The 12,099-nt window shown below is 68.5% G+C and carries 8 protein-coding genes; 3 read left to right on the plus strand and 5 right to left on the minus strand.

Translation table 11 applies throughout. The features are described from left to right. Positions 1 to 72: 72 nt before the first annotated feature. Positions 73 to 855 (minus strand): RluA family pseudouridine synthase, encoded by a 783-nt coding sequence (locus M5E06_RS28705; RefSeq protein ID WP_252141169.1) that lies wholly within the window; start codon positions 853 to 855, stop codon positions 73 to 75. Between the two features lie 415 nt (positions 856 to 1,270). Here M5E06_RS28705 and galU point away from each other — a divergent pair, with 415 nt between their 5' ends. From galU to pgmG, 3 genes are all read left to right on the plus strand, one after another. Further along, entirely contained in the window at positions 1,271 to 2,140 is an 870-nt protein-coding gene (gene galU, locus M5E06_RS28710; protein WP_109150511.1) for a UTP--glucose-1-phosphate uridylyltransferase GalU, read from the plus strand. Between the two features lie 214 nt (positions 2,141 to 2,354). After that, positions 2,355 to 3,686: a UDP-glucose dehydrogenase family protein gene (locus tag M5E06_RS28715; protein WP_109150510.1), complete on the plus strand. Its 1,332-nt coding sequence runs from the start codon at positions 2,355 to 2,357 to the stop codon at positions 3,684 to 3,686. Positions 3,687 to 3,724: 38 nt separating this feature from the next. Continuing rightward, a complete protein-coding gene (gene pgmG, locus M5E06_RS28720; RefSeq protein WP_252141170.1) occupies positions 3,725 to 5,125 on the plus strand; it encodes a phosphoglucomutase/phosphomannomutase PgmG in 1,401 nt (466 codons plus the stop codon). Between the two features lie 153 nt (positions 5,126 to 5,278). Here the strand turns inward: pgmG and M5E06_RS28725 are convergent, their stop codons facing one another. From M5E06_RS28725 to M5E06_RS28740, 4 genes are read right to left on the minus strand one after another with little or no spacing between them, the layout of a single operon-like run. After that, on the minus strand, positions 5,279 to 6,406 hold the full coding sequence (locus tag M5E06_RS28725; protein WP_252141171.1) for an ABC transporter permease: 1,128 nt from the start codon (positions 6,404 to 6,406) through the stop codon (positions 5,279 to 5,281). A gap of 3 nt (positions 6,407 to 6,409) precedes the next feature. Then, positions 6,410 to 9,226, minus strand: a complete 2,817-nt coding sequence (gene rbbA, locus M5E06_RS28730; RefSeq protein ID WP_252141172.1) for a ribosome-associated ATPase/putative transporter RbbA — start codon at positions 9,224 to 9,226, stop codon at positions 6,410 to 6,412. After that, complete coding sequence (locus M5E06_RS28735; RefSeq protein ID WP_252141173.1) at positions 9,223 to 10,461, minus strand: HlyD family secretion protein; 1,239 nt, start codon at positions 10,459 to 10,461, stop codon at positions 9,223 to 9,225. Before M5E06_RS28735 ends, rbbA begins: the two co-directional genes overlap by 4 nt. Continuing rightward, complete coding sequence (locus M5E06_RS28740; RefSeq protein ID WP_252141174.1) at positions 10,458 to 12,077, minus strand: MBL fold metallo-hydrolase; 1,620 nt, start codon at positions 12,075 to 12,077, stop codon at positions 10,458 to 10,460. Before M5E06_RS28740 ends, M5E06_RS28735 begins: the two co-directional genes overlap by 4 nt. Positions 12,078 to 12,099: the final 22 nt, after the last annotated feature.

Here is a 12,099-nt window from a genome sequence, read left to right on the forward strand (position 1 = left end):
TGTGGGGGCTTCCCCCTTAACAATGGGATGCGGGGAAGAGGACGTCAGTCCCCCCTTTGCGCGGAGGCCCTTTCACTCTCCTCGCCAGCCGCAGGCGGACAGGGCGTCCCGCATATGCTCCGGCGCCGGGGCGACGGCGCTGACGGGGGCATATTCGAAGGCCATGCGGAAGGCGACGGAGCGGGCCAGCAGGTGAAGGTTGCCGGGCGGCCGGCGCTCGGGGCCGTAGAAGGGTTCTCCCACCAGCGGGCAGCCGATGGCGGCGCAATGGACGCGGATCTGGTGGGTGCGGCCGGTGCGCGGGCGCAGTTCCAGCCAGGAGCGGCCGTCGGCACTGGTGCCGAGAACCCGGTATTCGGTGACCGCCGGCTGGCCGGCCGGATCGGGCAGGATGGTCCAGGACGAGCGCGACGCCCCCAACGAGGATTTGGGTTCGATCTTCTTGAGCAGGGGCAGGTCGATGACGCCGGAGTCCGCGTCCGGGATGCCCTCGGCCACCGCCCAATAGGTCTTCTCGACATGGCCGGCGGCGAACATCTGGCCGAAACGCTTCAGCGCCCAGGGGGTGCGGCCCAGGATCAGGCAGCCGGCGGTGTCGCGGTCCAGCCGGTGGGCGAGTTTCGGCGGTTCGCCGATCCGGTCATCGCCGTCAGCCTCGGCGAGATGGGGCAGGTACAGCTCCAGATGGTCGGTGATGCGGCCCGCCTTGTGGACGGCCAGACCGGCCGGCTTGTCGATGACGAAGCACTCCGTGTCCCGATGCAGGACGCGGGCATGCAACTGGTCCGCGGTCAGCGAGGGCCCGGTCAGCGAGGGCGGGGGCGGCAAGATGGAGGTACGCGAGTCGGAGGTCATGGCCGGCACCATGGCCGCCTGCGGGCCGCTTGCGCAAGTATTCGCGCAAGATCCGCAATCAAGCGTCATACGGAAAGTTCGATAGCCAAAGCATGGCGGCGGATTGCCAGCGGCACGGTGTCGCGCCCGTGGTTTGCGGCGCTTTTCCAAGCGTTACTGCCTATGAAAAAGGTCCGGGCCGGCTTCGGACCTTGCGGATAAAGATCGGCTTGAACGAGGACATTCGGCCGGTTTTCTTTTGATTTCGGCCGCCGGGACTAGCCTTTTGCCCGGTCTCGGAAGGTTTGTTGCGCAGTCGCGGAAGGCGTGGCAGAAAGCCCGGGACCACGGCCCGTGCTTCCGCAGGCTTCGCTTGCGGTTGGGCGGTCCCGTGGCACGATGGATTTGATTTCGCCTCAACCACAAGAGACGTCCAATGCGGAAACCCGTGCGCAAGGTGGTGTTCCCGGTCGCCGGTCTCGGCACGCGCTTCCTGCCGGCCACCAAGGCCATCCCGAAAGAGATGCTGCCCCTGGTCGACCGCCCCCTGCTGCAGCATGCCGTCGAAGAGGCGCGCGCCGCCGGCATCGAGGATTTCGTTTTCGTCACCGGCCGTTCCAAGCGCGCCATCGAAGACCATTTCGACGCCGACACCGAACTGAACCGCACGCTTGAAGAGCGCGGCAAGCTGGACGCGCTGGAAGAGGTCCGCCACAGCGAGATCGCTCCCGGCCGCTGCTTCTACACCCGCCAGCAGGTTCCGCTCGGCCTCGGCCACGCTGTGTGGTGCGCCCGCGCCCTGATCGGCAACGACCCGTTCGCCATCGTGCTGCCCGACGACTTCGTCCAGGGCAAGACCCCCTGCCTGAAGCAGATGGTCGAGGCGTACGAGGAGGTCGGCGGCAACATCGTCGCCGTCGTCGACGTGCCGCGCGAAAAGACCAGCAGCTACGGCATCCTCGACGTCGAGAAGGACGACGGCCGTCTGGCCACGGTCCGCGGTCTCGTCGAGAAGCCGAAGCCGGAAGACGCGCCGTCGACCCTGTCGATCATCGGCCGCTACATCCTGCAGCCGGAAATCTTCGACCATCTGGAAAAGCAGCAGCGCGGCGCCGGCAACGAGATCCAGCTGACCGACGCGATGGCCAAGCTGATCGGCAACCAGCCGTTCCACGGCCTGCGCTTCGAAGGCACCCGCTACGACTGCGGCGACAAGGTCGGCTTCATCGAGGCGACTCTCGCCCACGCGCTGAACCGGCCGGACATGGCCGACAAGGTGCGTGCCATGCTGCGCAAATATTGCTGACCGACGGGCAGCACGCATGACGCGGTGCCCGCCCCCGTCCCCTGATCCGGACGGCGGCGGGCGCGTGCGTTTGGGCTGTGCCCGGAATGCTGCGTCATGAATAAGGAGCCGGCCGGGCGAAATGGCCGGCCATGAGGAACGCCCCGCGGTGAAAATTCACCTGGGCATCCCAGAGACATACAGGATTCCTTTTTAAGGATATGAGGGGGACGCGATGCGCATAGCGATGATCGGCACGGGCTATGTCGGCCTGGTCTCCGGCGCCTGCTTTTCGGAATTCGGCGTGCACGTCACTTGCGTCGACAAGGACGCCGGCAAGATCGAGCGGCTGAAGCGCGGCGAAATTCCGATCTACGAGCCCGGCCTGGACGATCTGGTCGCCCGCAACGTCGCCGCCGGCCGCCTGTCCTTCACCATGGATTTGAAGGAGGCGATGCAGGGCGTCGACGCCGTGTTCATCGCGGTGGGCACCCCGTCGCGCCGCGGCGACGGCCATGCCGACCTGTCCTATGTCTTCGGCGCCGCCGAGGAGATCGCCCAGCATCTCGACCACTACACGGTGGTGGTGACCAAGTCGACCGTTCCGGTCGGGACGGGCCGCGAGGTCGAGGCGATCATCCGCCGGGTGCGCCCCGACGCCGAGTTCGACATTGCCTCCAACCCGGAATTCCTGCGCGAAGGCTCGGCCATCGGCGACTTCATGCGGCCCGACCGCGTCGTCATCGGCGCCACGTCGGACCGCGCGGGCGACGTGATGCGCCGGCTCTACCGGCCGCTCTACCTGATCGAGACGCCGATCGTCGTGACCTCGCTGGAGACGGCGGAGCTGACGAAATACGCCGCCAACACCTTCCTGGCCGCCAAGATCACCTTCATCAACGAGATCGCCGATCTGTGCGAGAAGGTCGGCGCCAACGTCCATGACGTGGCGCGCGGCATCGGGCTGGACGGCCGCATCGGCAAGAAGTTCCTGCACCCCGGTCCGGGTTACGGCGGGTCCTGCTTCCCGAAGGACACGCTGGCGCTGGTCCGCACCGCCCAGCAGGTCGGCAGCCCGCTGCGCATCATCGAGACGGTGGTGGACATCAACGACAAGCGCAAGAAGCAGATGGCGGAGCGCATCATCGCCGCCTGCGGCGGTTCGGTGGACGGCAAGACCGTCGCCGTGCTGGGCGTCGCCTTCAAGCCGAACACCGACGACATGCGCGACAGCCCGTCGCTGGACATCATCCCGGCGCTGCAGGCGGCGGGCGCCCATGTGCGCGCCTTCGATCCGGCGGCGATGCACGAGGCGGAAAAGCTGCTTCCCGGCGTGGAATGGGCCAAGAACGCCTACGGCACCTTGGAAGGGGCCGATTGCGTCGCTATTCTCACGGAGTGGAACGAATTCCGCGCGCTCGACCTGCGTCGGGTCAAGTCGATGCTGAAGCGGCCGGTGATGATCGACCTGCGCAACATCTACAACCCCGAGGACATGGCGAAGGCCGGCTTCACCTACAGCTCCATCGGACGGCCGTCGCCGGCCGGTGGAATGGACCGCGGTTAAGGTCCAAAGACGGCGTCCAACAGAGGACTAACGAGACGATGAGCGAAGCCCATACCTTCCACCCCACGGTGCTGCGCGAGTACGACATCCGCGGCATCGTCGGCAAGACGCTGACTCCCGCCGACGCCCGCGCGGTCGGCCGCTCCTTCGGCACCGTGGTGGTGCGCAAGGGCGGCAAGACGGTCTGCGTCGGCTATGACGGCCGTCTGTCCTCGCCGGACCTGGAGGAGGCGCTGGTCGACGGGCTGGTTTCCACCGGCCTGCACGTCCTGCGCATCGGGCTCGGCCCCACGCCGATGCTGTATTTCGCCACCCGCGACCGCGACGCGGCGGCCGGCATCATGATCACCGGCTCGCACAACCCGCCGGACTACAACGGCATCAAGATGATGCTGGGCAAGGGTCCGGTCTATGGCCAGCAGATCCTGGAACTCGGCACCATGGCGGCCAAGGCCGACTGGGAGCAGGGCCAGGGCTCGTCGGAGAAGATCGACGTCCAGGACGAGTATGTCGCCCGCCTGCTGAAGGACTATGACGGCACCCGCGACCTGAAGATTGCCTGGGACGCCGGCAACGGCGCGTCGGGCGAGATCCTGCGCCGGCTGACCGCCAAGCTGCCGGGCAAGCATGTCCTGCTGTTCGACAAGATCGACGGCAACTTCCCCAACCACCACCCGGACCCGACGGTCGAGGCCAATCTGGTCGACCTGAAGAAGGCGGTGGCGGAGCATGGCTGCGACATCGGCATCGGCTTCGACGGCGACGGCGACCGCATCGGCGCCATCGACCACAAGGGCCGCGTGGTGTGGGGCGACCAGCTGGTCGCGCTCTATGCCGCCGACGTGCTGAAGAGCCATCCGGGCGCCACCATCATCGCCGACGTCAAGGCCAGCCAGGTCCTGTTCGACGAGATCGCCAAGCATGGCGGCAACCCGCTGATGTGGAAGACCGGCCACTCTCTGCTGAAGGCCAAGATGGCGGAGACCGGCTCGCCGCTGGCCGGCGAGATGTCGGGCCACATCTTCTTCGCCGACAAGTGGTACGGCTTCGACGACGCGCTGTATTGCGGCGTGCGTCTGGTCGGGCTGGTCAGCAAGCTGAACACCACGCTGGCGGACCTGCGCGACGGCCTGCCGGACATGGTCAACACGCCGGAGACCCGCTTCCAGATCGACGAGGAACGCAAGTTCGCCGTGGTCGAGGAGGTCAAGGGCCGGGTCAAGGCGTCGGGCGCCAAGGTCAACGACATCGACGGCGTCCGCGTGACGACCGACGACGGCTGGTGGCTGCTGCGCGCGTCCAACACCCAGGACGTGCTGGTGGCCCGCGCCGAGTCCTACAGCCAGGAAGGGCTGGAGCGGCTGAAGGGCGCACTGATCGAGCAGCTGGTGGCGTCGGGGCTGAGCGCGCCGTCGTTTGAAGGCGGCGGATCGCACTGAGGTTTGGGGGTGGGGGAGTTCGGGCTTCGGCTGGCGAATGCCCCCTCCCTAACCCTCCCCTGCTTCGCGGGAGAGGGAACTGCCGCCGCTTCGCATAAGGCACCCTCTCCCGCGCAAGCGGAGGAGGGTCGGGGAGGGGGCAACACGTCCCCCTCACCTGAAACTCGCCAAATGCCTCCGGAACCGCGCCAAGCTCCACGCGAAGAACAGCGCGCCGATCCCCGCCGTCGCCGCGAATCTCGGCCACACCACGTCGAAGCCCGCCCCGCGGAACAGGATCGCTTGGGCGAAGGCGACGAAATGGGTCGAGGGTGACAACTGCATCGCCGTCTGCAGCCATTCCGGTTCGCTTTCCAGCGGGGTGAAGCCGCCGGACAGCATGTCCATCGGCAGCACGATCAGGATGAACAGCAAGCCCAGCTGCGGCATCGAGCGCGCCACCGTGCCGAGAAAGATGCCGAGCGCCGTCGCGAAGAACAGGTAGAGCGCCGTCCCGGCCAGGAACAGCGGGACCGAGCCGGCCAGCGGCACCGACAGCAGGCCGCGCAGCACCACACAGAGCGCCACCAGCGTCAGGCCCAGGATCACCGCTCCATTCGCCAGCACCTTGGCGGCCATGATCTCTGCCGGGCGGACCGGCATCACCAGCAGATGTTCCAGGGTGCCGTGTTCGCGCTCGCGGATCAGGGCGGCGCCGGCCAGCAGCACCGCCAGCATGGTGACGTTGCTGACCACCGCCATGGTGCCGGTGAACCACTTCGTATCGAGCGCCTCGTTGTAGGCGACGCGGATCTGAAGGCTGACCGGGGCGGCGGTGCCCTCGGCCTCGCGGCGGACGAAGCGGCCGACCTCGTCATCGACGATGCCCTGGATGGTGCCGGAGCCGATGCCGGCCTGCATCATGGCGGTGGCGTCGATCAGCAGCTGGATCGTCGGGCTGCGGCCGGCCAGCACGTCGGCCTGAAAATCGGGCGGAATGTCGAGCACGAAGGTGTAGCGGGCGGAATCCATCGCCGGATCGACCTCGGCATGGCCGATCATCACCGGGGTCTGGAACTCTGGTTGGTGAAAGCTGGAGACCAGCCGCTGCGACAGGGTGGAGCGGTCCTCATCCACGATGGCGATGGCGGCGTTGCGCAGGTCGTGCGAGATGCCGGTCGCCTCGCTGTAGACGGAGAAGGTGAAGGAATAGACGACGAAGCCCAGCATGAAGACGTCGCGCAGAAGGCTGATCCATTCCTTGCGGGCGAGCGTCAGGCTGTTGCGGAGGAAGCGCATCATGGTTCAGCGCTCCTGTTTCGGCAGGAAGGCGACGCCCAGCGCCAGGAAGACGGGCACGAAGGCGGCGGTCGCCAGGATGAAGGGGAGAAGCTCCGGCAGGGCGAGGCCCTTGGTGAAGGCGCCGACGGAGATCTTCAGGAAGTGGGTGGTGGGGAACAGCGTGCCGAACAGCCACGCCCCGCCTTCCAGCGTGGAGACCGGTTGCAGCATGCCGGAGAATTGGGTGGCCGGCAGCATGGTGACGATGGCGGTGCCGAACACCGCCGCCGTCTGCGTCGCGGTGAAGACGGAGATCAGCAGCCCCAGCGCCGTGGTCGCCACCACATAGACCAGCCCGCCGAGCAGGAGGCCGATCAGGCTGCCCTTCACCGGCACGCCGAACAGGGTCACGGCCATGGCGACCATCAGCAGCAGGTTGAAGGTGGCCAGCCCGATATAGGGCAGCTGCTTGCCCAGCAGGAACTCCAGCCGGGTCACCGGGGTGACGTAGAGGTTGGTGATGGAGCCCAGTTCCTTTTCGCGCACCACGCCGAGGGCGGCCAGGATGGCGGGGATGAAGACCAGCATCAGGCCGATGGTGCTGGGCACCATGGCGTCCAGGCTGCGGAAGGCTTGGTTGTACCGGTAACGCATCTCCAGAGTGGCGGCGGGGGCGGGCAGGGTGACGCCGGAGGCGGTGGCGGCATCTTCGATGAAGCGCTGGTGCAGGCCGGCGACATAGCCCTGGATCGTCTCCGCCCGGAAGGGCATGGCGCCGTCGATGCGCACCGCCACCTCCGGGATGCGGCCACGGCGGAGATCGCGGCCGAAGCCCTCGGGGATCTCGATGGTCAGCGACGCCTCGCCCCGCTGCAGGCGGAGCGCGAGGTCGTGGGCGTCGATGGCGGGCGGGGTGGCGCGGAAGCTGCGGGAGCCGTCGAACTGTTCGATATAGGCGCGGCTCTCAGGGGAACGGTCGTGGTCGAGGACGGCAAAGGTCAGGTTCTCGACATCCATGGTGATGCCGAAGCCGAAGACCAGCATCAGCAGGACGGTACCGAGCAGGGCGACGGTCAGGCGGACGGGGTCGCGACGGAGTTCGAGGGTTTCGCGCCACGCGTAGGCGAGCAGGCGGCGGCGGGAGAGGGGGGAGTTTGCGGTGCTGTATCCCCTCTCCCCCCCGGGGAGAGGGTTAGGGTGAGGGGGTGGCGTGGCGGGATTTTCTCGGGAATCCTCGCTGCGCGTCCCCCTCACCCCGACCCTCTCCCCGGGGGGGAGAGGGGGATTGGGCGGGGTGTCGAGTTGAGCATCCCCCTCCGCCTGTTCCATAAATCCGATGAAGGCATCGTCCAGGCTGTCGGCCTGCTGTTGGCGGCGCAGCTCGTCGGGGGGGCCGGCGGCGATGACGCGGCCGGCGTTCATGAAGGCCACCCGGTCGCAACGCGCCGCCTCGTTCATGAAATGGGTGGAGACGAAGATCGTCACCCCCTGGTCGCGCGACAGAGCGATCAGGTCGCGCCAGAACTGGTCGCGCGCCACCGGATCGACGCCGGAGGTCGGCTCGTCGAGGATCAGCAACTCCGGACCGTGCAGGATGGCGACGGCCAGCGACAGCCGCTGCCGTACGCCGAGCGGCAGGCGGTCGGCCACCGCGTCGATGTAGGGGGACAGGCCGAAACGCTCGACCAGCGCCGCCAGCCGGGGTTCGGCGTCGGTCAGGTCGAACAGCCGGGCGTGCAGGTCGAGGTTCTGGCGCACCGTCAGCTCGCCATAGAGCGAGAAGGCCTGCGCCATGTAGCCGACGCGGCGGCGGCTCTCCAGATCGGTGGCGTCCACCGGTTTGCCGAACAGCCGCGCCTCTCCCGCCGTGGCGGGCAGCAGGCCGGTCAGCATCTTCATGGTGGTGGTCTTGCCGCAGCCGTTGGAGCCGAGAAAGCCGAAGATCTCGCCGCGGCCGATGCGGAAGCTGATGTCCGACACCGCGGTGAAATCGCCGAAGCGGCGGGTCAGGCCGATCGCCTCGATGGCCGGTTCGGCGCCGACGGGCTCGGGCGGGCGGGGCGGGACGGTCAGGCGCTCGTGGCCGCGTTTGGCCTCGTCCGGCAGCAGGGCGACGAAGGCCTCCTCCAGATCGGCGGCACCGGTCCGCTCCTTCAGTGCGGCGGGGGTGTCGTGGGCGAGCAGTCGGCCGGCATTCATCATGACGACTTGGTCGAAGCGCTCGGCCTCGTCCATGTAGGAGGTGGCGACCAGCACGGTCATGCCGGCGCGGCCGGCGCGGATGCGGGCGATCAGATCCCAGAACTGCCGGCGGGAGAGCGGATCGACGCCGGTCGTCGGCTCGTCGAGGATCAGCAGGTCGGGGTCGTGCAGCAGGGCGCAGCACAGGCCGAGCTTCTGCTTCATGCCGCCCGACAGCTTGCCGGCCGGGCGGTCGGGAAAAGGGGCGAGGCCGGTGGACTCCAGCAGGTCGGCGATGCGGCGCTGGCGCTCGGTGGCGTTCAGGCCGAAGAGGCGGCCGAAGAACTGAAGGTTTTCTGCGACGCTGAGGTCTGCGTAGAGGTTGCGGCCGAGCCCTTGCGGCATATAGGCGATGCGCGGCTGGAGGGCGGCGCGGCCACGGCGGTCGGAAACGTCGGTGCCGAGGACGTGGACGTTGCCCTGCTGGATTTTCTTGGCGGTGGAGATCAGGCCGAGCAGGGTCGATTTGCCGACGCCGTCCGGGCCGATCACCGCGACGCTGGCTCCGGCAGGGATGTCGAGAGAGGCGTCCTCCAGCGCCACCGTCCCGCCATAGCGGTGCCGCACGCCGGACAGCGAGACGGCTGGGGTGGGAGTCATGATAATGCCCTCTCCCGCCCCGGGAGAGGGAGGGGACCCGCCGAAGGCGGGGAGGGTGAGGGGTGATCCAAGCATCCCGAACCGCATGGCTTCGTGCCCGACCCCTCACCCTTCCCACCGCTTCGCGGCGGGCCCCTTCCCTCTCCCGGGACGGGAGAGGGAGTCATTCTGGCGAAATCATGCTGTGCGTCCCCCTCACCCCGACCCTCTCCCCGGGGGGGAGAGGGAGAGATCGGTGGGGGGGAGGCCGCTTCCCGCGTCAGCTTCGATTCCAGCCAGTCGGGCCAGACCGCCGTGTCGTCCAGCTTCACATAGGCCATGCCGGTCAGGCCGGTCTTCACCCGCTCGATGTAGCGGGTCACCAGCGCTTCCGGGACGCGGGCCTTGACGCGGAACATCATGCGGTCGCGTTCGGACTTGGTCTCCACCTGCTTGGGCGTGAACTGGGCACGCGGGGCGACGAAGGTGACCATGGCGGGGATCGCGATGTCGGGAACGGCGTCCAGCAGGATGCGGGCCTCGGCGCCGAGCGCCAAGTTGCCCGCCGTGTCGGTCGGCAGGAAGAAGGTCATGTAGACATTCGACAGGTCGAGCAGCGTCGCCGCCTTGCCGCCGGCGGCCAGCACCTCGCCGGGTTCGGCCAGACGGTAGAGGACGCGGGATTTGCGCGGCGCCTTCAGCACGCCGTCGGCGACCAGGGTGGTCAGGCGGTCGACATCGCCGGCCGCGGCGGTGATCGCCTCGTCGGCGCTGGCGAGGTGGCTCTTGGCGGCGTCGAGCGCGGCGTCGGCGGTGCGGCGGCTGTTGCGGGCCTGATCGACGCGCTGTTCGGAGACATGGCCCTTGCCGAACAGGACCAGCGCCCGCTCCATCTCCTTGGCGGCGAAATCGGCTTCGCTGGCGCGCTGGGCGACGAGGGCGGCGGCTTCGTCGCGGGCGCGGCGGGCCTGGCGCAGCTGGGCCTCGGCGGAGCGGAGCTGCGCTTCCAGGTCGCGGGTGTCGAGCGTGGCGATGATGGCGCCGGCCTCCACCAGATCGCCCTCCTGCACCGGGATGGTCAGGACGCGGGCGGCATATTTGGTGGCGACGTCGATTTCGTTCGCCTCGATCCGGCCATTGCCGGAGGCGAAGCCGGCGGGTAGCCGGTTGCCCTGCATCGCCCGCCAGCCATAGGCGGCACCGGCGCCGAGCAGCGCCAGCACGACCACGGCGATGAGGATGCGCTTGACGGTCATGGCTGCGCTCCCTTGCCGGCTTTGTCATCCTTGTCCAGCGCGCCCATAACGCCGGCCAGGATGCGTTCGCGCGTTGCGTCGTCGGGGGCGGCGTCCAGCGTGCGGCGCAGCGCCAGCAGCGCTTCGGCATAGTGGTTGTGCCAGTCGAGGCCGGCGGCGAGGTCGGCGGGGGCGAGGCGGGGGTGACGGTCGGCCGGCACCAGCGGGCGCGGCGCGGCGAGGTCGACGCGGTCGTCCAGCGCGGGCTGGGCGATGCGCTCCGCCGACCAGCCCTTGTCGATCAGTGCCTGCCGGATGGAGGCGCGGGCGGGCTCCTCGCCATGGACCAGGAACAGGCCGTGGCCGACGCCGTGGCGGGCCTCCACCCAATCCAGCAGGGTGGTGCGGTCGGCATGGCCGGAATAAACGTCGATCGAGTGGACCTTCGCCTTCACCGCGATTTCCTCGCCATGGATGCGGACGCGGGGGGTGCCCTCCTGCAGCAGGCGGCCCAGCGTGCCGGGGGCCTGATAGCCGACCAGAAGAACGGTATCCTGCGGACGCCACAGGCGGTTCTTCAGGTGGTGGCGGATGCGGCCGGCATCGCACATGCCGCTGGCCGCCATGATGATGGCGCCGCCGGAGAGGGTGTTGAGGCGCTGGCTTTCCGGCACGCTGCGGACATGGTGGAAATTGGCGCGGGTGAAGGGGTCGCCGTCGGTCTCCAGATCGTCGAGATGGCGGCGGAAGACGCCGGTGACCGCGTCGGCCAGCGGCGAGTCGAGGAAGACGTCCACCGCCGGCAGCTGTCCGCCGTCGAACAGGCAGTCGAGGTCGTAGAGCAGTTCTTGCGTGCGCTCCACCGCGAAGACCGGGATCAGCAGGACGCCGCCGGCCGCCAGAGCCGTCGAGACTTCGGCGCGCAACACCGCCTGCCGTCCGGCCTCGTCCAGGTCGGCGCGGTCGCGGTCGCCATAGGTGGTCTCCAGCACCATCCAGTCCGGCCGCTCCGGTCCCTCGGCGTCGGCGTGGAAGCTCTTGCCGCCGGGGCCGATGTCGCCGGAGAACAGGATGCGGGTGGGTTCGCCAGCACCAGTGTCAAAGCCGCTTATGGCTTCGATCTCGACGGAGGAGGAACCAAGGATGTGGCCGGCCTGCCAGAAGCGGGCGCGCAGGCCGGGGAGGATCTCGGTCCAGCGGTCGTATTCGACACGGCGGAGCCGGCGCAGGCTGCGGATGGCGTCGTCCTGGGTGTAGATCGGCTGGACGGCGGCCCGGCCGCGCTGGCGGTTGCGGCGGTTCAGCCGCTCCACCTCGCCCTCCTGGATATAGCCGCTGTCGGGCAGCATGTATTCCAGCAGGTCCACCGTGCCGCCGGTGGCGTAGACGCGGCCACGGAAGCCGAGGCGGGTCAGCTTCGGCAGCAGGCCGGAATGGTCGATGTGGGCGTGGGTCAGCAGCACGGCGGCGATCGAGGACGGATCGAAGGGGAAGGGGCGGTAGTTCAGCTCCCGGATCGTCTTGGTGCCCTGGAACATGCCGCAATCGATCAGCACGTCGCCGTTCGGCGTGGACAGGCGGAAGCAGGAGCCGGTCACCGTGCCGGCGGCACCATGGAAGGTCAGCGACAGGGACATTGGTTGGCTCCTTGGCTGGTCG

Source organism: Azospirillum sp. A1-3, assembly GCF_023806445.1.
Taxonomy (GTDB): domain Bacteria; phylum Pseudomonadota; class Alphaproteobacteria; order Azospirillales; family Azospirillaceae; genus Azospirillum.